Genomic DNA, 23,397 nt, shown 5'->3' on the forward strand with positions numbered 1-23,397 from the left:
ATAGAATACCTCTCATTTAATAATTCCTGTTCCAATGATGTCTACATAAACATTCGTTTGAAAATCAATCATTGGATACATCTTTTCCCAATTTTCTCCCTTGATGCTCTCAGGGTAATAGGCCATTAACTCTCTTCCAATTCCTAAGGCATCGCAATTTGCATCTTGTAATTGATCAATAACATAGGTTGACTTGCTAGTCAGGATCTCAGCGAGCTTCTTAGTTAATTTCTCAATCTCCTTTGGTTGGCTAAGTTCATTCTTTGCATACTCCAGAATATTTACTTTTAAATGAAGATCAATGTTTACATGAATCTTATTCTTATTATCCACGCTGACTTTCAAATCTCTTTTATTACCAGCAATATCAATGGTTATGTATTTCTTGATTCGATTCTCTTCTTCTGGGTTAACCATTAGAGTGAGCCGAGTTAACTTCGCTTTTCGATCATGGAGGAGTAACAACATCGGTGAATCTTTTACAGATAAAGTTTTTCCAGTATATTGTTGTTCATTAAATAGGGCAACTCCCATGACTTTAATACTCTTTTCTCCCGTTTTCTCAATATAAGGAAGATAAAAATCCTTCCCGGGATCGAACATGAGGGTACATATGGATTGGACCGTTTCATTTGGAACCAAAGTATACTTTTCAGCATCTTTAACCAATTCTACGATATCTTCTGATATAAGGGTTTGCCCAATCTGGTTCATTTTAATGATCTCAGATCCCTTTCCTTTTACAACAACCACTTTGGATCCTAATGAACTTCTCGGGTCACGATAAAGAATATCAAAGATCGGATAAATGTCTTTCTTTGCTAATTCCTCTCCTAACACAAAAACCCTAGTCTTGTTGGGTGAATATTCTCCAGAAAGGATCCGATCAATTTCGAGTCTGGACTCACGTAAGGTATTACCCGTTCCTGATATAATCTCATTTACGGCTACAGGTTGCCCCCCACCCTTACTGCCCAATTGAATGACTCGTATCGCTGAGGTTGTTTCAATCTCTCCCTCTTTGGTCACATCGAAAGACGAACCATAAACTAGTCGACTATCTTTTAATAACTGCTGATCCCAACAACCCGTTAATATCAAAGATAAAAGTAGGCAAGAGAAACTAGATCTTTTTTTCATCTCTTTACTATTTCTTCCTTTTCCTTAAAAATCACCGCAAAAAGTAGTAATAAACAGGGAAATACAGCAATAAACAAGTAACTTCCTTTTGATACCCATTCACTAAACATCTGAACACTGAGCTCATCTTGAGGAATCATGGCAATGATGAAAGTCAATATCACGATAAAAGGGATAACGGACTGATGTTTCTTGTTTGTTAAAGAAGCAGCACCTTTGCTAGCTAAATATAGATAGCTAACTAAGAAAGTTGTCATTGGAATTAACCAAATGGAAATGAATAATAAATCAAGTCTTCCTGCAATTGTGACTCTAAATGATTTCAGCATATATAATATTGGTTCTGAAACCAGAGGGATTTCTTCAGGGCTGAATACAATGAGACTGGTAAACACAAAAAAAGTATAAAGGAGGGTGACCAATGTATTCACTATGATGGTTTTTTGTAACATTCCCTTTGTATTATTCTGAACAAAAGGATAGATGACGAGTATCATTTCAAATCCAATCATGGCTATGATCGCATGCTGAGATCCTAGGAAAATATTCTTGATTCCAGATTGCCCGATCGGAAAAACATAACGAATTTCCACATTTGTATAAGCCATCAACACCAGAAGCACTAAAAGAATGATGAAAATAGAAGTTAACACATAAAATCGAGCCATGATTCGTATGTTCTCACGAGCAAGTAGATAGGCAGTGCCAATAAAGAGACATAAGATGGCCCACCTTGGAGTATTCGTTAAAATCCAGCTATTGATTAATTCACTGAATAGAACGGCCGACAATCCAGCTACTAGAAGGAAATAAGCAGTATATAGGAGATTGACAGTCCACCCTACCCAATTTCCAAGCACCTTTTTTGTTATTTCAAACAAGGTTAGATCAGGATATTTCCGACCTAATAACCACATTACCCAGAAGAGAAGTTGAACAGCGATTCCCGCTAACAAGGTAGATATCCATCCATCCCCTTTTGCATAAGCTTGCACGTCGTGAGGTAAGGATAGAATTCCAACTCCAATCTGACTCTGCAAAATGAGAAATACAAATTGTCTTTGTGTAATGGATCGAAATTCACTCTTCATCCTTTTTCCATCCTCTAGAATCATATTCTTTTTGTAATTTCTTTGGCTTAGGTTCCCTTGATCGTTTATTCATTAACCATAAAGGCAGACGAACTATCGTATCCTGAAGATCTCTGATCCGCAATGGGGCAAAAGGAGCAAAATAAGGTGATCCGAAAGTTTCTAACTTACAGAGATGGATGAGGATTACCATAAAGACGAAAGAAATACCGATAAAGCCAAATGTGGCTGAGGCAATCATCAAGGGAAAACCCAACAGCCTCACCGATGTTCCCATCTCACTAACCGGCACGACAAAGGAAGAAATGGCCGTAACAGCAACGACAATAATCATGGTATTCGAAACTAGATTGGCCTCCACCACTGCCGTGCCGATAACTAAACCCCCAACCACACCGATTGTCTGTGCAATAGGACTAGGCAATCTGATTGATGCTTCTCTTAACAATTCCAGTGTTACTTGCATCATCATGGCTTCAATGATGGGTGGAAAAGGAACATACTCCAATGAACTTTTGAGCGAAAAAAGGAGGTCAATCGGTATGATCTCGTAATGAAATGAAACCACTGCAATGTACACGGCTGGTAAACTGATCGTAATGATGAAGCTTATGAATCGAAGAAAACGAAAAAATGAACCAATATACCAACGGGTATTATAGTCATCGGGTGTCTGATAAAAAGAGAAGAAACTAACCGGCATGACTAATACGGACGGACTTCCATCTACAAGGACTGCTACTCTTCCATCCATCAACTGAGATGCAACGCGGTCAGGTCTTTCTGTATTAAGTAATTGAGGAAACGGAGAGAACGGATTATCCTCAATGAATTCTTCAAGATGACCCGGTGCCTGAATATAGTCACTATGTATGTATGAGATTCTTTTTTTTACTTCTTTCACTATCTCCTCGTTAGCCAAATTTTCAATATGCAAAATGGCTACTTTTGTTTTGGTTGATTCTCCAATTGTCATATATTGAACGGTGAGGTTTGGATTCTTAATTTGTTTTCGAACAAGGAAAATGTTAGTATTTAGATCCTCAATGAATCCTTCATGAGAACCACGTATGACTTGCTCACTGATCGGTTCTTTGATGGACCTGGGGGAAGAGAAAGGACACATGATGAGATATATGAGGGAATCATGCTCCCGTAGAAGTATTGCGTTTCCTTCAATAAGGCCAAGAACTGCTTTATTCAATAAGTGAACGATTTCTAATTCAGTTACGTTAATGACAGTTAAAGGGTTTCCATCTGGTGACTGAAGTAATGGATTGATCACTTTCGATTCCATGGTTTCATGATCTACCATGGAGTCTAAGTAGAGTAAGCTGCACTCTTTTTGACCAGACTGAAATACTTTCACTTTAAGATCTTCCGTATGATGTAACAACTCTTGAATCAACGATATATTTTGATTCATGTTATTTGAAACCTCAATCGCGGGTAAGGATTGTACTTGATACGATGGTCTGTTATTTTGATTTTTTTTGCTAAATAAACCCCACATGGTTATTTACCTCTACTTTGTTAAAGATACCTATAATTGGATATTCTCCCTTAATATTTTACTTGTTATACTTAAGTGTACCCAATAGCATTTAGAGAAAATAAAGCAAAGACTAGAAGGATGTTTAGTGGAAGTATTTTTCCCGTTACTTATGGAGAAAAAGCGATGAATTCTCAGTCATTTCCCAAAAACTCTTATAATTTAGTAAGGCGTAGGAACTGGTGGGCATCAATAAATGTTGGTTAACCCTTATAATGTCCCGAGAACGCTTGTTCCATCAATAACCTGCGTATCAAAAATATTGTAGAAGGTTGAACGTTATCATACTGATACAAGTTATTTCACTAACGGAGATCTATAGTTGAATAAAACAATAAAAAACAAGGTAACCACATATTAGATATGTCTAACATGTGATCACCTTTAACTTTCTAAATTTATTTTGAATTAGGTCTTGATAATGATAGAGGATGGATCTTTGGGGAAGAGAAAAGTCCATATTGGAGCCAAACGCTCTACAAAAGAAAAGAGAAATTTCTGAACCCGATCCTGCAAAATAAAGGGCATATAAAGGCTCTACAGGAACATTTGGATCTTCCGAGTTCATCCTTCATTTCAATTGTCGCCTTTCACCCCCGTTCCAGTTTGAAAATTGAGGTTCAATCACTCGTAACAGATTTTACAAAGTTGGTTTCGGTTATTCAATCTCACAGAGATATCCAATTGACTAATCAACAAATGAGAATGAGTTTTGAGCAAATCCAAAATAACAATATACTTGACCCGGAAGCAAGGAAACTACATATACACCAAATCAAGAAGGGCATTGCAGAACGAAATCAATCCGTTCTTAACGGCATATGCCCGAAATGTTCGAGTCTATTAGTAGACCGAAAAGGAAAGTATGGGAATTTTAAAGGGTGCAGCAATTTTCCAACGTGCAGGTTTAAGATCAAGGGAGAAACACCTAGATAGTCCGTATAATCAAAACCCCGTACAGTTCGCTAACGGAATACCCTTTTGTTATCACATCGGACTCGCTTCTCCTTCTCTCCCTATACCTGGCCGACATCCTCATTTTTTTCGCCCGTGCGTTTGTCGTTCGTCTGCTTACTAACCGTACTTATCTAATCTGGTCCATCGGAAAAGTTTTATCCGGCTGCGCCTCCCCCCTCCGCTGCACACGCGCGCGACGAGCACCCCATCGTGCGTCGTCAATATTGGTACGTATTAAACGATTCCGGTGCACCGGATGAGGTAAGTCCGTACTTAATTTCACCAAACGGATCTCAGAGGTGGGTAGAAGGAAAAGAAACGAAAACGATTCCGATGGGGGAAGGGAAGGGTATTCCGTTGGCGAACTGTCCGTAGTATACTATAAATGGACAAATGGACCCTACACCCACTGACCCATCGATCCATTGAGAGGGATTCTTATGAACGTACAAGAAGTGAAGAAATTCAATGTTATGGCCAATGAACATAATAAGAAGCGGCAGCTTGCCTATTTTTATGAAGCAGAGCTCAATGCATTTGATAAAGCAGGGATCGCTTTTGGGAAAGTTTCCTTCTCCTGTCCAATTTGTGGGGGAGAAGCAATATCAAGACGCTTATTGACGCCGAATCATCCAACCTATTCCATGACCATGCAGGGATCTTGTGGGAGCTGCGGGTTTAGTCATCTATCCGGTGTTCGTTAAAAAGAGGCACCGGGTACAAACTAGGATCAGTGTAAATCCAGGGTTTTTCGATTGATTCTGAATGGGAGGGATTCATTTTGATAGAAGAAAAAGAATCGAAGATCATTCACCTTGGTTTAAGCCATAAAGAAATTTTCACGTTGTCTGTTCTTCAAATACTTGATCAACAAGTTGAATATGGGATCAATATCTTCAGGAAGATTCAAGAAGGGTTAGACGGGAAGCGTGTCAGTCGATCGCACTTTTATGCGACCCTGGAAGAAATGATCAAGCAAGGGCTGATCCAGGAAGCCCCTTCTGCAGACAAACGGAAAAAAGTTTTTGCCATTACGGAAGAAGGTCGTAAAAAAAGGGAATGGTATCGGGACAGCTTTCTCGAACAATTTTCTGCCATAGCACATCTAGCAGATATTTTTCTCCATGATATTACTCGGACCGGAACGAAGCCGAAGGTGATTGAGCTGACCCTTGAACATCAAAAGTTCTTTAGTAAAATCATTTATGTGCGAAGATTGGTTGAGTACATATTGCTAAAAAAGTTAATCCGACAAGATGTCATCATTCCTTCCAAAATCTTGGACCAAAGTTTATACCAATATGGATGGCAACCGGCCAAAACTTATTTTTATGAGGTTCTTTGGGATATGGAGAAAAAGCTTTGGGTATCTGGCGAATGGGAAGGGGAGCGGAGAACAAACCGACTATACCGGTTAGAGCCAAAGGGCCAGGAGATCTTTTCAGAAATCGAGGCTGCCGTTCTCCATTCTACTCGAACTGTTCGGTCATTTGTCCTATCCGTCATTAATCTATTGTCCTAAGTATTTTACTTAACATTTCTATGTAATAATATATTAAGTTTGATTCGATAGGAACACCTCTATTGCCTTCATAGGCATTTGTCCTGGTGTTCCTTCTTTAATTAAGGATTACATTATAAAGGTTTCTAAAGGGAGTAAAAGTTTTACAAAAACAGGAAAAAATCTCTTGAATTATCTTCAAATACATGTAAAATAATAAATAGATTAATAGGATGCTATGAATAATCATCTATATATGGGCACTTGGGTGATTTGGAGCGAGTAGTGCAACCGGCCGCAAATAAAAGGGGATACCTTTTACAAATCGTGGTCGTTTTTTTATGTCCACCTATCTATAATTACTCATTCTCATGAATATTTTAGCGAATAGAACCTAGTAAGGAAATTTTGAAGATGCATTAATCGGAGGGATAAACATGGAAACCAATTATAAGACATATGTACTTCACGATGATAATACTGTGCATATTTTTAATGCAATTCAACAACTTAAGGATGACAATACCGTAACTTACACATATCAATTTGAAAAAGAGGTCGCGGCAAGTGAAATTGAACCAAGTATCTTAAAAGACTGTATAGAAAACGGTTACACTGCTCGATAATTGAATATCCATAACCCTTGTCTTTTTAATTTTCACTATTGAATAATTTGCCAATGCCCTTCTCTCAGAGTATCCTTAAATCACTGATTATGTATTCTATATTTTAAGGAGGGTTTTTAGATGGAAAACAATTTTTCTCCTGCTCTTACAGGCCTGAACCAATTGGAAGCTGCTGTTCTTATGGAAAAGTACGTAATGATCTTAGGGATGATCAATTATGGAACCCCTGAGCAAAAGACTATAGCTAGAAAAGAATTGGTCCAATTAGATACAATCATTCACCAGCATGTAGACGGAGTTGCGTTTGGATCTGCAGAAAGAAAACTCAATTTATCGGAAGAAGACCTTGAATTCATCCAAAAAGTATAATGAAAGATATCCTTCGGATCTGTTTGTACGACCCTCTAGTAAATGGATGATTTTCCTTTATTCTTTTTTCGGGATATCCTTTGCTTCCTTGATTTATACCGGTTTGAACCTATTTACTAGCGAGCTGCTGCCTAGCAAGCTTATGAAAGTATATTGTATAGCCAGTATTTTCTCCTTTTTTGCAGCCTCTTACCTTTTAGCTGGATATCATCATTTGGTCAAAACGGCGCCTGTTAAAAATCAGTTATTTCGACTGGTGAAAACAAATCGTTCCGTCATTTATAAGAAGTTTAATCGATTTTTTATCCAAGATGAAATCATACTAAAACAGGGTCTCGATCCGAGGCCATTTAAAAAGCTTTCTCAACATGATTTAAAAGAAGTGTGGGAATGCGCGGAGCAATAACAATAATCAGTCTTTACTTGGTGCTTATTCCAAATTATAATGGTTTATAAAGTGTTACTTTGCATGAAACTTTATAGGTTTGCATCTATTTGTCGGGAGTACCGCGATATGCCTTATGGCATCATTCGTGGTGCTCTTTTTTTTGCTAGATTACTAAATTACCAATTACTAAATTACCAAATAGTGGGGAGAGTAAACCATGAGTTTGGAAAAAAAGTTGGAAAGGATGTATCAAAAGGGCCTTCAGGAAGGTGAGGAGCTCGGATACATCAAAGGTTCTGATGATGCCCACAAAGGATGGATTCAAGCTCTACGTGAAGTTCCCGGGATCGGTCCAAAACGTTTCAAAGCCATCATGAAAGCAAGATCTACCATTGCAGAGGCAACTCTTCGTCAAAAAAATACTGATAAAAAGGTGAGGTGAGATGATGCTTTATGCAAGATATGGAGAAAACAAGCTCAAAGTTAAATCTACGGATTATTCAAAAGAAGTTCATGGCGATGCTATTTGTCCCTTTTGTGATGGAAAAATGACGTGGAGAAGAGGCAAGACTCCTCATTTTATGGTTGCCGAAAGAAAAACTCACACCTGCCAATACTTCTCAAATTATCTCAATCGCCTATGCTATCAATTTCCGCGCAATACCGTTGATCTTAGAAGAGGAAGCGATGGTTCTCCTATTTTCAATTTAGAATTTGAGGGAGAAACCAAAATAAAGAAAAATTCTAAAGGGGAACGCGATGTAAAGACAAAGTTGGATGGCCAAGAGGTGCTGCCATCCGTGATTCAAGGATTGAAGCAATCCAGTATTTCAACAACTAAGCTAAAAACTAATTTTAAATTTATCCACGACATTTATGATTTCATCCGTGCAAACGAACGGGATCAAGTATTGAATTGTACGTTTATTGTCAAAGGGAAAAAAATCAAAGGGGAGGAACTACTTCCGAAGTTCTCCGACATCTTAGATTTACATGCTAACAATAAACTCCATGAAATGAACCGGTTTTTAGTAGGGAGAATTCTTGATGTTCGCATATTTGGTACAGGAACCATCCAAGTCACGTTAAAGGGTGAAAAAATGTCTGGTTCCTTCGTCAACCCTAAAATCATTATTAAAAAGGATGTGATCCAAAAATTAGCCCTGGATGAAACGGATTTTCGAAAGAATCGATTCATTATGTTTTATGGAAAACCATCCATTAATGAAAAACGTGAAATTATTGCCTTCGTGAATAAACCGGAAGACTTCGAGTTTGGTAAGATATCTGCGATTGACGGGGACTTTGTGGACTCTCTCGAAGAGATGCATATTGATAATTACTTCAACCATCAAGGGATACGCCATTATATTCCTACGATAAATAATGGTAAAGACCTATTCTCTGTTTGTGCTGGGGAAGACCATTTTTATGTGCCGGACTGGATTCTTTATACGGGTACAATCATTATCGTGGAATACTTTGGCTTTTACACTGAAGAATACTTGGAGAAAAAACTAAGGAAAATACAATACTATTCATCACTACCTCATTATAAATTTATCTCACTTGAAAAAAGTGATATCGTTGATAATTTCCAAGGTCTGAAAAACAAGTTACTCGAAATAGACCCTACCTTAAAATTAAACACTATGAATATCGAGGTTGAACTGATTGTGCAGCAAATAGATAGCTAAGGAGTGGTTTTATGGATCCTCAAAACCCCATTATTATCTCCACCACCATATTATTGTGTTTATTATTGCTAAGCGTATTTGGAGGATTATCTATTCGAGTTCTATTACGGAATCAAATGGAGAAGGAGTGATTTACGTTGCTGAAGGTTATGGTGCTATGTTTAGGAATCTTCTTGCTTGTTGGCTGTTCGCAGGGTCAAAAACCAACAACAGGATTGGTAGAAGAAACCGTTTTTGACAAAAATGTGATTCCCCCATATGAAACGGATGAAATTAAAATCAGTGATATTTTTGCGGATAAAAAAGAAGATGGATTACACCTTTATTTAAAGTTAGAAAATACCATGGGGGATTCAATCGGCTTAAATACAATGGATAGCACAATTGCGATTTTGACTACAGACATTGGCAGTTACCAGGCATTATTCCCTCGTAAAATACTCAAACCTGATGAGGCCTTAACAACAACAATTAAGTTTCCAAGGGCTGAAGGGACCCTTTTGTCTTTAGAAATTAAAGGGTTATATCGAACCAATAACAGTGGAATAGCAATCCCTGGATTAAACCCAATTTCAGCTGCCATCGCATTAGTGCCAAGTCAGATGTCAGTGGAGGTGAATCATGGATCGGAATATAAAGCAAAGAATTGAAAAGTTGAGAACAGATCTATTGAATTTGTACCACGTAAAAAGAGATTTTCAAGATCCGGCCTTAATCAGAAAATCGGTTGAGTTAGATAAACTGATCAATACATTCCAAAAGCGGTTTTCCGAACGAAGTTAAAATAGGATGGACCCCAAATCTTAGAAAGGTGGATTGAAAAAAAGTGAAATGCTTAAATTAATTTCTGAGTATTTCTTGATAATCATTTTAGGGATCGCATGTATCACCCTTAATTTAGTCGCATCAGATTTTCAGTTCAATTTACCTTTCCTTTTTTTAATTATATTAACCATTTTATATTGCTATCTTTTTATAAAGGTTCCTCAAAAGCTCGTTTTATTGCTTTTAGATATTACAAAAAAACGAATAAAAACGAAGAATGGAGTTTTTATCGATAGCTATAAAGCACCCAAAAACAACTACTTATTTGTTACCCTATACTATGTGGTTATTGAACCGAGTATTGGTAGAAAAGAAGTATTTGTTTCGAAAAAACAGTTTCACTTTAAAAGGGGAATTCCTATAAGTGTAGAGTATTTAAAACATAGTAAATTAATTGTAAAAATAAAGCCTCTAGCTCCACTTTAAAAAAGCGGGTTAGAGGCATTTTAATCCATGAAAACCTTGATCACCGAGTGGCACCGGCTTTAAGAAGAATCTCTTCAATCTCATTGTATTTCTTTTCCCGTGCGATTTTCAAGGAGGTCATTCGCTTATACTTTGGTGAAGGTTCAGCTCCATAATCAAGAAGCAAACGGACGACCTGTACGTTACCCTCCGAGTCGCAACCATGAGGGCAGAATCATTTTGGCCGGAGTGAATATTGGGATCAGCCCCAGCTTCCAATAACTTTTCAATGCATTCCTGATTATCGTGACCCACGGCATAGAGGAGGGCAGTTACGCCAGTCTTACTTGTCACATTGACATCCACTTCTTGCTCAATAAGGTATAAGGCAGTTTCGAATTGACCGGCTGCAACAGCGGCGATCAAGGGGGTCTTCCATCCTCATCTTGCATGTTTTTGTCCTCAATTGGGAGGAGAGCCTTCAATGCACTTAAGTCTCCAATTGCCGCAGCTGTTACCAAATTTAAAGGTATAGGATTATCTTGTAGGGTCGTCGGCAATTTCTCGAAAACCTTATTCTTCGGTTGTTCTTTTTTCTTTTGAGAAAAGTCGATAACATTACCATGGGGCTGTGCTTCTGTAGGAAACAAGTCTATCCCGTGCTTCTCAACAAGCTTATGATACACTTCCATAGCAATCTCGTTTACCTCTTCCTCATCGCCAAAGAGTTCGTAGTCATCTTCAACATAATCCTCTTCGTCATCATCAAAGAATTCATCGTCTTCCTCTTCTTCTTCATGGTAAGCTTCAAGTTCAGAATCGTTATACTTCAGGTGAATTGTAGTCAATGAACTCACTATTTCATGAAAGTGTTGGCCCCATTCACGGATTTGAGGAGAATTTTGGGGATAGCTCTTAAACATCCCCCTATGGAGTAAATGAGCATGGTCAATCTGATAATGAATAACAGGACACGGATCAATGCGATCAAGCATCATTTCAAGTAATAAATCCCGTTCCTTCCGGCTTAAATCTTTTATAAACTCCCGGGCCATTCGATTTCCTAGTAACATAACAGGGGTTTGTGTAGCAATGGAACAAAAAACCGGAATAAGTGTTACTGGCAAAAAAAAGAACAGTAATGAGCTAATATCACTGTTCTATTTATATTTACAAATGTAAACATCATACATTAACAATCTTTAAAGCAATAAGAGAAAGGGAAAAGCAATCTATTAAAAGAATTAGAACCTGCTTACAACCGAAGATGTCGTACATTTACCATAGTGCTATCGACAATAGGTATCAACAGCTAATCAAATGGATAGCCAAGGTTTACCCTATATTACCTAATTCACAATATGAAATATTTTTTATTGAATGAAAATTAAAAACAGATTATTATAAAATCAATGAAATGCATTTCACATAATGAATATGGGGGGTATTCTATTTATTTGACAACCTTAACTAGAATTTCATCTCTACAGCGCGCACTTAGTATTCTTGACTTTTTAGCTACAAGTCCAAAGGGATATGGTGTAAAAGAAATTGCCTACAGTAAAAATATGAATATAAGCACCTGCTATCACATTCTGAACACATTGCTTGATGAGGAATATGTGTTGAAAAATAGTGAAGGAGTTTATATTTTAGGCCCTAAAATACCCTATTTAAATCACACTTTTCAAAAGTCTAGTGCACTAGAAAACATCATACTTAAACACATGAACAAACTAAATGAGGAATCTGGTGAAACTACTGTATTTGTCCGTTTAAACCATAGAAAACTTTTAGTTCATTCAATTTTAGAGAGTAGACATGATTTGCATGTTAGTGCTCTTCATGAAGGATACTCTGGCAATGAACATGCTCGCGCATCCTGCCAAGTAATAATGGCTTATTGGACAGATGAGGAAGTTAATGACCATTTCAAAGATTATTCGTTTGAACAATTTACTGAAAAAACGCCCAAGAATTTGGAAGAATTAAAGCTGAATTTTGAGGTTATTCGAAATCAAGGCTATTGCCTTGATGAAGAAGAAAAAAGCCATGGAGTATGTTGTATAGCAGCCCCTGTTTTCAATTTCAATAAAAAAGCAATAGCATCCTTTTCAATTGTAATGCCTAAAGAACGATATATGAAAAGGAAAAAAGAATTGATTGATATGGTGAGAAAAACGGCCGAAAATGGCATCGCTTACATCAAATATCTAGAGAAGGAAAATACCGATTGAAAAAGTCATCGTTTGTCGTGCGGATTACATTTCACAATTTCACGACGTTTGGGTTAATACACACGCTAAAGTTACTATAGGGAATATAAGAGTTTCCTGAAAGTCAAAAAATAAGGATAAAGCTTGGACGATGAAAGGAGAAGAGATAGTAATATGAACATGAACCTAAATGGCAAGCGAATTCTGGTCTTGACCGATAACTACTTTGAAGAGTCTGAAGTAATCTACACTATCTACCGATTACGCGAGGAGGAAGCCGAGGTTGTCGTAGCTGCACCAGGGAAAAGCCCCCTTACAGGGAAGAATCATATGCACCCATTTCCAGTCGACGCCAGCGTCGACAACATTAGTTCTGAATCCTTCGACGGTGTCGTAATCCCTGGCGGATTTGCTCCTGATCTGTTGCGTAGATCTGGGAGAGTTCTCGATCTTGTGCGTGAGTTCAATGAGCAGGAGAAGCCGATTGCAGCAGTCTGCCACGGAGGATGGGTACTAATTTCAGCTGGAATTGTCAATGGACGAAAAGCTACCAGTGTATCGGCAATTCGTGATGACATGGTGAACGCTGGTGTCAACTTCCTTGATGAACCAGTTGTCGTTGATTCTAATCTCATCACATCACGCGTTCCAGCAGATATGGGACCTTGGATGAAAGCTATTATCAAAGCTTTTATTGAAAGATAGAGTGAGATAGAAATGAGTGATTTCCGAAACTAAATAGTTTCGGAAATCACAATTATAGAAGGATTAAAATAGGAGGGGAAGTAAATGAGCAATTTGTCTCCGAAAAAACTTAAAAATCTACCAGAACAATTCACGAGTGTTGAGCCAGCTGAGGCTATGGAGCGTGCATGGACGTTTCCGACGGAATGGTATACGGATGCGCGGATCTTTGAACTTGAGCAGGAGAGAATCTTCAAACGTGAGTGGCAGTATGTTGGGCATACCTCGCAGCTGTCCGACAAACCAGGATCCTATTTTACGGCGATGGTCGGCCAGTTACCAATCGTTGTAATCCGCCAGCAGGATGGAGAGCTGGCTGCTTATGTAAACGTTTGCCCGCATCGGGGAAGCCTAGTTGCTACAGGATCAGGTTGCCGCAGTGTTCTACAGTGTCGCTACCATGGCTGGACCTTTAACTTGGATGGTAGTCTTCGAGTAGCACCACGGTCAGATCGTGAAAGTAAGTTTGACACAAGTGATATTAGCTTAAGACCGATGCGGCTGGATACTTGGGGACCATTGATCTTTGTCAACCCTGATTTGAATGCTGCTCCGTTATCGAACACTCTTGGCGGAATTGCCACGCTAATAAAGGAACGCGGATTTGATCTGTATCGTCACCATTTACGTGCATCTCGCCAGCATGAAATCAAATGTAACTGGAAGGTTACGCTCGACAACAACACTGAATGTTATCATTGCAATACCGTCCATCCAGGCTTCAGCAAAAACTATCATGTCGATGCTGACAATTATAGTGTTTTCGCTTTTGATCGATCATTCTCACATTTATCGCCCTTAAAAGATAAGAACTATGATGGACCCTGGAATGACTTTCACCTCTATTACTTGTGGCCAAACTTCATGCTCTCGGCTAGGGGGAATGACTATTTTTACACATACTCTTATGTACCCGTGGATGCCCATACTACAATCCAGTATAATGACTTTTTCTTCCCTGAATCCTACAGCGACAGTGAGGTTGAAGAAGCGATTGGTCATATTGAGCAAATTATGCGTGAGGACTGGGATGTATTCGAGAAAGTACAAGTCGGATTACGTTCTGGGATGCTGGCTCACGGGCTTCTGATGCCAGACAATGAGCAGTTGTTGCGTCATTTCCAGCGCCTAATTGTTAATACTTTGGAAAAGTAAAAATTGCTGTCTTAGGTTGGATAATAGACTCATTAATAAAAAAAAGGTATGGATAAATTAAAAATTTTTGGAAGATTTATAATATTAAAATTTAATCAGCTAAAAAGGAGAGCTTTTTATGTGGCGATATATAAGAGAAAATACTAACCCGCCAGTATTCATTGGATCCACGGTTGTGATCACGCTCTTTGTAATAGTCGGCATTGTATTTGCTGAATCTTTTGCCATCATTGCACAAGGAACATTGAATTTTATTTATAAGTATTTTGGCTGGTTCTTAATCTTGTCTTTTAACCTTTTTTTAATCTTTGTAGTGGGGCTCTCATTGACACGATACGGACTAATCAAGATGGGACCTGACGATTCCAAACCAGAGTTCAGCACACCAGCGTGGTTCGCTATGCTCTTTACAGCAGGTATGGGAATTGGGCTCGTATACTTCGGAGTGGCCGAGCCAGTACAACATTTCATTAACCCACCAGTGGGTGAAGGTGGTACTCCTGCGGCTGCACAAGAAGCAATAAACTATACTTTCTACCACTGGTTGCTCCATGGGTGGGCTCCCTACATCGTGTTTGCACTCTCGTTGGCATACTTCTCATTTAGGAAAGGATTGCCGTTAAGACCCGCCTCAACTTTTTATCCTCTGATTGGGGACAGGATTTACGGCTGGATAGGAAACACAATTGATATTATAGCGATATTCGGCACTGTGTTCGGGCTAGCGACCTCTTTGGGCTTTGGCTCGAAACAAATCAACTCTGGGCTCAACTATCTTTTTGGAATTCCGAGCACGGTGGGCATACAGATACTCCTAATAGTATCAATCACTCTGATAACCACAGTGTCTGTGCGGCTGGGTCTATACAAAGGAATCCGTAACACTTCCTTGATCAATATGTATCTTGCGGTTGCTCTGGCTTTGTTCGTAATCATATTCGGACCGACGCTCTTTATCCTTAATTCGATAATAAGTAGCTTCGGATACTATTTTCAGAACCTGATAGGAACCAGTTTCAACACATTCACCATGGATAAAGCCGCAGCCGATTGGCAGGCAGGATGGACACTGTTCTATTGGGCTTGGTGGGTCTCATGGGCATCATTCGTAGGGATGTTCATAGCTAGGATATCATATGGGCGTACGTTACGTCAGTTTATTGCAGGCGTACTGTTGGCTCCAGTTGGGTTCTCAGGGGCGTGGTTTGTCATCTTCGGTGGATCAGCAATCTACTACATCTTAAACGGTAACGGTGGAGAACTTGCCAATGGAGATACCAGCACAGCTCTCTTCATGCTACTCCATCAATTACCAGCACCTTCTTTTGTAAGCGCATTCGCTTCTGGGATTGGGATCTTAGTAGTGGTAATCTTTTTCATCACTTCTGCGGACTCAGCGTCTCTAGTGATCGATACACTCATGACTGGTGGCAATCCAAGTTCAGGATGGGTACAGAGAACGAGCTGGGCACTGCTCATAGGCATCGTGGCCGCAGTACTGGTGGGCGTTGGTTCCATTATCGGAAGTGACCCTCTCAGTGCACTACAACCGGCTGCCGTCGCTTCTGGCTTCCCATTCGTTATAGTGTTGGTTTTTATGTGCATCAGTTTAAGCAAAGCCTTACGGGAAGAACGATTACCAAGCATACAACCCGGATTTTCTGTAGATAGAACAACAGCAGAACCCATCCTTACGGCGAGCAGTCCGCAAAGTTCGCCCACACTAGAACAAGTCGTTACAAAGGATTTTTAATTTTTTTAGCTCGGATAACGCGTAGAGCCTTGGTAATTTGAGAAGACAGTTGACAACATAAAACGATATGAGATTTGGATATATCTATATAGTCCCTTTATGTCTTAAGGCTTTCCCCCAACTGGTAAAAGGTGAGATAAAATAATATCAATCATGACAGTAATCGGGATTTACTTCAAAGAAAAGAAGTAGTACCTTTCGCAGGGGAACTACTTCTTTTTTAATGTTATCAGAACACATGAAAATAATATTCCCCAGGAGAAAAACTATTTTTCTAAATGAGAGAAGGTGCAAATAGAACCTAATTTAGAGATAACTGTTTATACGAACCCTCACTGTGTCCATTGTCATAGACAAATTGATTGGATGGAAAATCATTCAATTCCCTTCAAAGAAAAAGACATTAGTAAGAATGAAAGTTACCTAAAAGAGCTAAATTACTCGGAGGGCGTGGAACTCCTTTTACAATTGTTCATAAGGATAAAGAACAACATGTAGTATCGGGATTCAATCTTAATCAGTTAAAAACGTTAATTTACCCAACAACTGAATTTGAATTTTGAAATAAATAATGGTTATAAAAGAGTGCTGTTACTTACAAAAGAGGGGTAATACAAACGATATATGGACAATCACATAATTTTTTTGTACTACCCTATTTTTACTATCAATAATAATCTTGAAACGATCTGATGTAGTTTTCTCCAATGAGGTAGTTTTCCTCATCATTCAACCCTACGCTACTTTAACTCATATTGCCAGTAACGCTTATTCCTGTTTTTTGTTCCATTGCTACACAAACCCCTAACATCACTTTTCCCTGTCATTAAGTAAAAACTAGCATTATTCTTACTATTGATAAGATGAATTATAATAGGTTTCCGAAAAGTCGATCCTTATTTTCATCTTAATCTATAAATTGTAAACCCACAATAATCTAGTAAATGAAATTTGAAAAGGTTTTTAACATGAAATAAACTTAAAATAACGAGTGAAATTAATCGGAGTTGATATTAATGGCCAGAAATCAAGCTTTTTATCCAACGCCTGTTGGTGCCAAAACCAGTCATATTCCTGAATCTTTTCTAGCAGATTCAAAGACAAGCGCTGAGTTAATCCCAGATAACCTTCATGATGCCTTCTATTTTCGTTCCTTGGAGGAACAAGGAACTTTTTTAAATGAACCCCAAATCGAAGCAGTTAAACATGTCGATCATTCATTACTAATCCTTGCAGGGGCTGGAAGCGGGAAGACAAGAGTGCTCGTTTCCCGCACCGGATATCTAGTAACCGTAAAAGAAGTGGACCCCAAAGAAATCCTGCTTATTACATTTACCAGAAAAGCTGCCGATGAAATGAAAGAAAGAATTGCACAATTGCCCGGTTTGTCCAATCGAATGGCAAAAGATATTACTGCTGGTACATTTCATTCCATTTTTTTAAGAGTTTTAAGAGACCAAGGATACCAACAGAAAATTTTAAGTAATGATAAACAAAAAGAAATGGTCATCAAAATCATTTTAAAGAATATGGATCTTCAGGATTCCTATGAACCGGAAACCATCCTTTCCCTTCTATCTTCTTATAAAAATCAAATTATTCCATTGGAAGAGATGGTAGCTAAAACACCTAATGAGAAAGAGCTGAAACGAGTATTTCAACGATTTGAGGAATGGAAAATGCAAAATCATTATCTTGATTTTGATGACATTCTAATGGAAACCTATCAACTTTTTAAACGGAATGAATCCGTGCTAAAAACGATCCAGGAACGATTTAAATATATTATGGTGGATGAGTTCCAAGATACGAATTTGCTTCAGTATGCACTTATAAAAATGGTTGCTCAACCACGGAATAACCTAGTAGTGGTCGGGGATGATGACCAGACCATTTACTCATTCAATGGTGCAGATCAAAACATCATCCTTGGATTTCAAAAAGAGTTCAATGCCAAACATATTACACTTGATACCAATTACCGTTCAAATACATCTATTCTAGGACTCGGAAATGAAATCATTAAGCATAATCAGAATCGGTATCCCAAAAAACTCAGTGCCACTGTGACAGGAAATAAAGTTCCATTGTATATTCGCCCCAATACGACGGATGATGAAGCTGAATATGTCATTAGAAATATTGTGAGTGATGTTAAAAATGGGGTTCGGAACTTTCGGGATTTTGCCATTCTTCATCGCACAGGAAATAGTAGTCGGAGTATTTACGATCAACTGGTCTTACAAGACATCCCTTTTGTTTGTTTCAATAACGGAGATACTTTCTATGAACAATCATTGGTTAAGCCGTTATTGGATCATTTACGATTCTCGGTAAATCCGAAAGATATTCATGCTCTAGCTGGGATTTTGCCTACTCTCTACCTAAATCGTGATCAAACGCTGGATTATATTCAAAATCAAAACCTCATTAACCCGAAAGATCATTTGGTATTGCATCTTTTAAACATGCCGGGGATTAAGCCTTATCAAAGACAACAGATGGTTGAAAGGATCCGCTTTATTCTCAATATGAACAAGATGTCACCAGAAGAGGCTATCCAAAAGATGAGAATAGACTTTTATGATAAATATCTTCAGATGGACAACCGTAAGAATCTCACTCTTCATAAAGAGATGATGGCCGAAACATTAGATGAATTGGAATCCTCCGCAAAGCGTTTTACAACGATACAAAATTATTTATCTTTTATTGAGGAGATTATCGAGAAAAACAAAACAATGGAGGAGCTTCGTAAGAATCCAAATGCCGATGCGGTATCCTTAATGACAATTCATAAATCGAAGGGATTGGAATTCGAAGTTGTCTATCTTATTGGAGCATCCGAGAGGATCTTACCACATGCAGCTGCTTTAGAGGCCGATCAACTGAATGACATGATATCAGACAAAAAGGGTACTGAGAAAGTCTTTGCTGCCATTGAGGAAGAATGCAGATTAATGTATGTTGCTGTAACAAGAGCAAAAGAAGAATTATATATTAGTTCACCTTCCATTTATCGTAATAAAACCGTGGAGGTTTCCAGATTTCTTATGGACGTATTTAATTCACCTTTTTCCTAGTAAAGACCTGAAAATAATGGGGACTAACCCTGCATCTGGGAAGCATCCCTTGAAATTATGAACCACTTTTGTATAATAGTGTTAATTGAAGTTCCGCCAAAAATGGGAAGCACCCTAAACATTAGGTTTAGCGTGCTTTTTCTTTTGTCAACAAAAGTTACTATTAGAAAGTCAAATGAAACCATGTTTAGCTGGAGGGGGACACTTGGACGTTAAAAAGATATTGCAGATGCATCATCTCACAGCAGATCAACTAGCTGATATCGTTAATCAAGCCGGTGGAAGAGATCCACATAAACCTATTATCTTTTCTATCACTTGTCAAAATGACAAATGTAAGGAAGTATTTTTTTCTAATACTCAAGATCATCGTATGCGATCGAGCCAAGGATACTCACATCTCTGTCCGCGTTGTAGGATCGAGGTCCGAAGGGAAAACAAACAAAAATATGCGCGAAATCGAAAGAAAAGATAAGGGAGAGTAAAAATATGAGTCAACAAACCATTGTCGCCATGAAAAGATTAAAAGCTGAGCTGGTAATACCTAATAAAGATCAAAATATAGTACCTGAATCCTACCAAACTATCTATTTTAAAGATCAATGTCCGAAATGTAAGGAGAATGGTTTAAGGTCACCCAGAAAACCCTAATTATCAATGATAAATTATCCTTTTTTACAGACGATATAACTTGTCCTAAAGGTTGTGAGTTTTTTTATACAGATCTACTTGATATTGATATCTTACATCCACGTGCCTCAAAAAAGAAAAAAAGCTTGTTTAAGTGGTTCCTAAAAAAATAACCCCTTCGTTTTTGGCCGAAATGTAGTCATTATACTAAACTACTATTAAATATTCTATGCAGGAGGTTGGTGCTTTATGTTTGAAAAACTCTCAACTCCAATTGCCAAATTACACCTTTCAGTTGTTTTTGGCTGGGGCGTAATTCTATTTAATCTACTTAATTGGTTAGTAAAATACGGTCCACATACAGATAAAATTGGTGAATTTATTGTTTGGATGATCATAATTTTATCCATTCGTTACAGTGCCTTTAAACCTTTAGGTATGGCCGGAACGGTTGCATCTGGTTTTTTAGCACTCTCTTTATGGGATTACTTCACAGGTCAAAGAAACGCGGAATATGCTTCTCCATTTTTTTTAGGGATCCTCTTTTTCCTCCTTATCCTTTTCTTAGTAAGAGGTGCCAAGTGCCATCCTATGTTCGTTTTACCTATTAAGAGAGACTTACTATCTCGTTCGATACTATAAAGATAAAAATTCTCAGATATATCGTCATGATTTAAGTTAAAAGATCAAAATACATAGTGGAGGGACCTTATGTTTGCACAAAAAACAAAAAAACGCCGTACAAAAGGAAGATCGATTAGTGATCGTTATCTCACTAGGGCTGAGAGAAAAATCATAGATTGGTATGAAAAAAGAAGAATAAACGAAAAGGTGATCTGTACAAACAAAAATTAATGAGGAGGTTCGAATGAAAATAACAATCGTTTCTTGTCTTACTCTTTTGTTATTACTTGGTTGTTCAAGCCAAAATACAGATAACACAGCCAACCTACTAAATAAGGCTATTGAAGTAGGAAGTAATGTAGCAGCAGCTAATGTAGCAAAGGATATCGTTGACAATGCATTAGACAAAGCAGTAACTACCGTTGTTGATAAAGCCAAAGAATCTATGACATCAAAAGAACCTTCTTCTAGTTCTTCACCAGCCAAACTCGAATGGGCGTTTACAAAGTCGGGTCAAAAACCCGAGCAACTCCTCATAGGTACCATTGGAGAAGCGAAATCCACCTTAGATATCGCGATCTATAGTATAACCCATCCCGATATTGTCAAAGCGATCCTAAATGCAAAAAAACGAAATGTGGACATACGGATCATATCCGATAAACAGCAATCGGGTGGGGTTGCTCAGAAACAAGCGTTAAAATGTTAAAGAATGCAGGAATCCCCATTAAGATAAATAGTCATTCTGGACTGATGCACTTAAAAATGACCATCGTAGATAAAAAGATTGTGACCAACGGTTCCTTTAACTACTCGAAAGCGACCAGTCAAAAAAATGATGAAGTCATTATGGTTATTCGTGATCCTGAAGTTGCCAAGTCATTTACAAGTGAATTCGAAAACATGTGGGGAAATACGAAACAATTTATTAATTATTGAGGGTATTATGGATGGGAATTTTGTCACAAAAGTCTTAATCTAAGAATAGTTTGAGACTTTATTTTTGCAATGATTCTTGAACCTAAATATACCAATCCGACTATCCAGAACAAGTGAAACAAAATCAACTCACAAACGGTCATTAGACAGTTGAATTCATCTAACGGTAGTGCGAAATAAGATATATAATTTAAATTAAAGAAACGAATTTTTCGTAATAAGTAAGGGTAATTTCACAAAACGGAAAGGCAGAGAACACAAATGGATAAAAAACTAATTTGCTTCACGGCAACGTTGGGACGAGGAATTGTAAGAAATTACATAACCTATGTAATTTCTGGGGAAACCACCGAGTACTATGAAGTGAAGAGTGTTGAAGTGAAAACATCAATAAATAAAGTTATGAAAAAAAATTTAGGAATCATCTTGCCCTTAATTTCTAGACCAATGCTAATGCATAGTATATATGAAAAGGAAATAGTTTTTAGGGTTTGGTACATAAAGGATGATGAAACGGATTATTTCACAAAAATACTGGAACTAATGCGAATAGAGATTGCACGAATGGAAATAGCATTAGAAGAAAAGAAGAAAGGTCTTATGCTTTATCAGGAAGCGTTCCAATTACGTACCTTCAGAATCTATTATACTGAGTCTACTGACTTTGATAGAGAATGCGGATCGGATGTATACGAACATAGCATGGTAGTAAAGGCATATAGCGCTTCTGAAGCCAAAGAATTATGGATGAATTATTATCGAAAAATAGGATATAATGAAATAATACCGTCTACTAAATTTTGGGGTTGTGGAGCAACACATGCTATAAAAAGGATTGTAGATGAAACATCAAGTGAAGTCGTTTATTTTTAGTTTGTTTAGTCGAATAATGTGATTGATCACCGTCATGTAGTACCGAACGCAGGGATAGGCGTGCATAAAGAAAACAAAGTTCGAGTTACGCCAAGTTTTTGTAATCCAAATACGTACACCTCATTAGGGTCGTGATATTGACGGGGATCGAGAGTGCAATTAAGCAAAGCCGGATATTCCTTTCTAAGCGTGCTGGAGCCCTGGCTTTTTTTATGTAAAAAACTAACTTATCGTAAAACAGAGAACGAAAGGAACTTGAAACCCGAAAAAACGAGGAAGGTTTATTTGCGGAACAAGCTCGACAAAAGCTTGAAAAGTATAAAATCAGAAAGACTACCGAAGCCTATCAATGGTATAGCGTGGGGAAACTACCACCCGCTCATATTAACGAAAGATCGAAACGTTATGCCGTTAAGATTTTTTATCACACTTTTTCGAGGTTTATTATCGTTATCATTATGATCGCGACCCACCTAAGCCATTTGCTATTGCGATCTTAAACCACGCTCATATGCTAGAAATTCCTGATGCGGAGAAGTAAATCATAGAACCTATGGGTTCAACCTACGAGTGAATCACGTTCAAGGATAGTAACAGTTGAAACGAGTGAATCAAGTACAATGAATGTAACAGTTGAAATGAGTGAATCAATATACATGTAAGTAACACTTAAGGTGAGTGAATCAATATACATGTAAGTAACACTTAAGGTGAGTGAATCAAGCCTTATGATAGTATCACTTTATTTGAGTGAATCATTACGTACCATAGTATCACTGTTTCCGAGTGAATCAACGCATAAGATAGTATCACTTATAATGAGTTAAAT

At 37.9% G+C, this 23,397-nt stretch carries 30 protein-coding genes, 1 pseudogene and 1 riboswitch; of the genes and pseudogenes, 26 read left to right on the top strand and 5 right to left on the bottom strand.

Annotated elements, in window-relative coordinates:
* Positions 1 to 12: 12 nt before the first annotated feature.
* The 3 genes from J2Z37_RS09055 to J2Z37_RS09065 are packed head-to-tail and all read right to left on the bottom strand — an operon-like array spanning position 13 to position 3,657.
* Positions 13 to 1,140: a Ger(x)C family spore germination protein gene (locus J2Z37_RS09055; protein ID WP_209809937.1), complete on the bottom strand. Its 1,128-nt coding sequence runs from the start codon at positions 1,138 to 1,140 to the stop codon at positions 13 to 15.
* Positions 1,137 to 2,231 carry a GerAB/ArcD/ProY family transporter gene (locus tag J2Z37_RS09060; protein ID WP_209809938.1) on the bottom strand — a complete coding sequence of 365 codons (1,095 nt, stop codon included), beginning with the start codon at positions 2,229 to 2,231 and terminating at the stop codon, positions 1,137 to 1,139. Before J2Z37_RS09060 ends, J2Z37_RS09055 begins: the two co-directional genes overlap by 4 nt.
* Positions 2,221 to 3,657: a spore germination protein gene (locus J2Z37_RS09065; protein WP_245203684.1), complete on the bottom strand. Its 1,437-nt coding sequence runs from the start codon at positions 3,655 to 3,657 to the stop codon at positions 2,221 to 2,223. Before J2Z37_RS09065 ends, J2Z37_RS09060 begins: the two co-directional genes overlap by 11 nt.
* 561 nt (positions 3,658 to 4,218) lie before the next feature.
* Between J2Z37_RS09065 and J2Z37_RS26110 the strand changes: the two are divergent.
* From J2Z37_RS26110 to J2Z37_RS09125, 13 genes and pseudogenes are all read left to right on the top strand, one after another.
* Positions 4,219 to 4,317 (top strand): annotated as a pseudogene (locus J2Z37_RS26110) (NERD domain-containing protein); the annotation flags it as partial.
* Positions 4,318 to 4,389: 72 nt separating this feature from the next.
* On the top strand, positions 4,390 to 4,719 hold the full coding sequence (locus tag J2Z37_RS25485; protein WP_245203685.1) for a topoisomerase DNA-binding C4 zinc finger domain-containing protein: 330 nt from the start codon (positions 4,390 to 4,392) through the stop codon (positions 4,717 to 4,719).
* A gap of 231 nt (positions 4,720 to 4,950) precedes the next feature.
* The gene (locus J2Z37_RS09075; RefSeq protein WP_209809940.1) at positions 4,951 to 5,115 is read left to right on the top strand and encodes a hypothetical protein; all 165 of its coding nucleotides are present in this window, start codon (positions 4,951 to 4,953) and stop codon (positions 5,113 to 5,115) included.
* 65 nt (positions 5,116 to 5,180) lie between these two features.
* Positions 5,181 to 5,444: a hypothetical protein gene (locus tag J2Z37_RS09080; protein WP_209809941.1), complete on the top strand. Its 264-nt coding sequence runs from the start codon at positions 5,181 to 5,183 to the stop codon at positions 5,442 to 5,444.
* 77 nt (positions 5,445 to 5,521) lie between these two features.
* On the top strand, positions 5,522 to 6,262 hold the full coding sequence (locus J2Z37_RS09085; protein WP_209809942.1) for a PadR family transcriptional regulator: 741 nt from the start codon (positions 5,522 to 5,524) through the stop codon (positions 6,260 to 6,262).
* 203 nt (positions 6,263 to 6,465) lie between these two features.
* Positions 6,466 to 6,547: riboswitch (cyclic di-GMP riboswitch) on the top strand.
* A gap of 131 nt (positions 6,548 to 6,678) precedes the next feature.
* Positions 6,679 to 6,867 (top strand): hypothetical protein, encoded by a 189-nt coding sequence (locus J2Z37_RS09090; RefSeq protein ID WP_209809943.1) that lies wholly within the window; start codon positions 6,679 to 6,681, stop codon positions 6,865 to 6,867.
* 120 nt (positions 6,868 to 6,987) lie between these two features.
* Positions 6,988 to 7,236 (top strand): hypothetical protein, encoded by a 249-nt coding sequence (locus J2Z37_RS09095; RefSeq protein WP_209809944.1) that lies wholly within the window; start codon positions 6,988 to 6,990, stop codon positions 7,234 to 7,236.
* 142 nt (positions 7,237 to 7,378) lie between these two features.
* Complete coding sequence (locus J2Z37_RS09100) at positions 7,379 to 7,642, top strand: hypothetical protein (protein ID WP_209809945.1); 264 nt, start codon at positions 7,379 to 7,381, stop codon at positions 7,640 to 7,642.
* Positions 7,643 to 7,841: 199 nt separating this feature from the next.
* Positions 7,842 to 8,066: a hypothetical protein gene (locus tag J2Z37_RS09105; protein WP_209809946.1), complete on the top strand. Its 225-nt coding sequence runs from the start codon at positions 7,842 to 7,844 to the stop codon at positions 8,064 to 8,066.
* Between the two features lie 4 nt (positions 8,067 to 8,070).
* A complete protein-coding gene (locus tag J2Z37_RS09110) occupies positions 8,071 to 9,321 on the top strand; it encodes a hypothetical protein (RefSeq protein ID WP_209809947.1) in 1,251 nt (416 codons plus the stop codon).
* A 137-nt stretch (positions 9,322 to 9,458) separates the two neighbouring features.
* The gene (locus J2Z37_RS09115) at positions 9,459 to 9,971 is read left to right on the top strand and encodes a hypothetical protein (RefSeq protein WP_209809948.1); all 513 of its coding nucleotides are present in this window, start codon (positions 9,459 to 9,461) and stop codon (positions 9,969 to 9,971) included.
* A complete protein-coding gene (locus J2Z37_RS09120) occupies positions 9,943 to 10,104 on the top strand; it encodes an aspartyl-phosphate phosphatase Spo0E family protein (protein WP_209809949.1) in 162 nt (53 codons plus the stop codon). Before J2Z37_RS09115 ends, J2Z37_RS09120 begins: the two co-directional genes overlap by 29 nt.
* 33 nt (positions 10,105 to 10,137) lie before the next feature.
* Positions 10,138 to 10,572, top strand: coding sequence for a hypothetical protein (locus J2Z37_RS09125; protein WP_209809950.1), 435 nt, complete (start codon positions 10,138 to 10,140; stop codon positions 10,570 to 10,572).
* Positions 10,573 to 10,689: 117 nt separating this feature from the next.
* On the opposite strand, the gene J2Z37_RS09130 is transcribed toward J2Z37_RS09125, so the two are convergent.
* Together J2Z37_RS09130 and J2Z37_RS09135 are read right to left on the bottom strand one after the other, a co-directional pair.
* Positions 10,690 to 10,977 (bottom strand): ankyrin repeat domain-containing protein, encoded by a 288-nt coding sequence (locus J2Z37_RS09130; protein ID WP_209809951.1) that lies wholly within the window; start codon positions 10,975 to 10,977, stop codon positions 10,690 to 10,692.
* The gene (locus J2Z37_RS09135) at positions 10,974 to 11,678 is read right to left on the bottom strand and encodes a hypothetical protein (RefSeq protein ID WP_209809952.1); all 705 of its coding nucleotides are present in this window, start codon (positions 11,676 to 11,678) and stop codon (positions 10,974 to 10,976) included. The genes J2Z37_RS09130 and J2Z37_RS09135 overlap by 4 nt, the downstream gene beginning before the upstream one ends.
* A 330-nt stretch (positions 11,679 to 12,008) precedes the next feature.
* Here J2Z37_RS09135 and J2Z37_RS09140 point away from each other — a divergent pair, with 330 nt between their 5' ends.
* From J2Z37_RS09140 to J2Z37_RS09195, 13 genes are all read left to right on the top strand, one after another.
* Positions 12,009 to 12,788 (top strand): IclR family transcriptional regulator, encoded by a 780-nt coding sequence (locus J2Z37_RS09140; protein WP_209809953.1) that lies wholly within the window; start codon positions 12,009 to 12,011, stop codon positions 12,786 to 12,788.
* A 153-nt stretch (positions 12,789 to 12,941) separates the two neighbouring features.
* Positions 12,942 to 13,472 (top strand): type 1 glutamine amidotransferase domain-containing protein, encoded by a 531-nt coding sequence (locus tag J2Z37_RS09145; protein ID WP_342453803.1) that lies wholly within the window; start codon positions 12,942 to 12,944, stop codon positions 13,470 to 13,472.
* A gap of 84 nt (positions 13,473 to 13,556) precedes the next feature.
* On the top strand, positions 13,557 to 14,666 hold the full coding sequence (locus J2Z37_RS09150; RefSeq protein WP_209809954.1) for an aromatic ring-hydroxylating oxygenase subunit alpha: 1,110 nt from the start codon (positions 13,557 to 13,559) through the stop codon (positions 14,664 to 14,666).
* Positions 14,667 to 14,784: 118 nt separating this feature from the next.
* Entirely contained in the window at positions 14,785 to 16,419 is a 1,635-nt protein-coding gene (locus J2Z37_RS09155; protein WP_209809955.1) for a BCCT family transporter, read from the top strand.
* Positions 16,420 to 16,707: 288 nt separating this feature from the next.
* Positions 16,708 to 16,917, top strand: coding sequence for a glutaredoxin family protein (locus J2Z37_RS26115; protein ID WP_209809956.1), 210 nt, complete (start codon positions 16,708 to 16,710; stop codon positions 16,915 to 16,917).
* 518 nt (positions 16,918 to 17,435) lie between these two features.
* A complete protein-coding gene (locus tag J2Z37_RS09165) occupies positions 17,436 to 19,502 on the top strand; it encodes an ATP-dependent helicase (protein ID WP_209809957.1) in 2,067 nt (688 codons plus the stop codon).
* 205 nt (positions 19,503 to 19,707) lie between these two features.
* Complete coding sequence (locus J2Z37_RS09170) at positions 19,708 to 19,977, top strand: hypothetical protein (RefSeq protein ID WP_209809958.1); 270 nt, start codon at positions 19,708 to 19,710, stop codon at positions 19,975 to 19,977.
* 14 nt (positions 19,978 to 19,991) lie between these two features.
* Positions 19,992 to 20,153, top strand: coding sequence for a hypothetical protein (locus tag J2Z37_RS09175; protein WP_209809959.1), 162 nt, complete (start codon positions 19,992 to 19,994; stop codon positions 20,151 to 20,153).
* Positions 20,154 to 20,381: 228 nt separating this feature from the next.
* The gene (locus tag J2Z37_RS09180) at positions 20,382 to 20,774 is read left to right on the top strand and encodes a hypothetical protein (protein ID WP_209809960.1); all 393 of its coding nucleotides are present in this window, start codon (positions 20,382 to 20,384) and stop codon (positions 20,772 to 20,774) included.
* A gap of 69 nt (positions 20,775 to 20,843) precedes the next feature.
* Positions 20,844 to 20,987, top strand: coding sequence for a hypothetical protein (locus J2Z37_RS09185; protein ID WP_209809961.1), 144 nt, complete (start codon positions 20,844 to 20,846; stop codon positions 20,985 to 20,987).
* Positions 20,988 to 21,000: 13 nt separating this feature from the next.
* Positions 21,001 to 21,465: a phospholipase D-like domain-containing protein gene (locus J2Z37_RS25800; protein ID WP_280922189.1), complete on the top strand. Its 465-nt coding sequence runs from the start codon at positions 21,001 to 21,003 to the stop codon at positions 21,463 to 21,465.
* Between the two features lie 44 nt (positions 21,466 to 21,509).
* Positions 21,510 to 21,695 carry a phospholipase D-like domain-containing protein gene (locus J2Z37_RS25805; protein ID WP_280922192.1) on the top strand — a complete coding sequence of 62 codons (186 nt, stop codon included), beginning with the start codon at positions 21,510 to 21,512 and terminating at the stop codon, positions 21,693 to 21,695.
* Positions 21,696 to 21,956: 261 nt separating this feature from the next.
* Positions 21,957 to 22,568, top strand: a complete 612-nt coding sequence (locus tag J2Z37_RS09195) for a hypothetical protein (protein WP_209809962.1) — start codon at positions 21,957 to 21,959, stop codon at positions 22,566 to 22,568.
* The last annotated feature ends 829 nt before the right edge of the window (positions 22,569 to 23,397 follow it).

It is taken from the genome of Ammoniphilus resinae, assembly GCF_017873965.1.
Classification (GTDB): domain Bacteria; phylum Bacillota; class Bacilli; order Aneurinibacillales; family RAOX-1; genus Ammoniphilus_A; species Ammoniphilus_A resinae.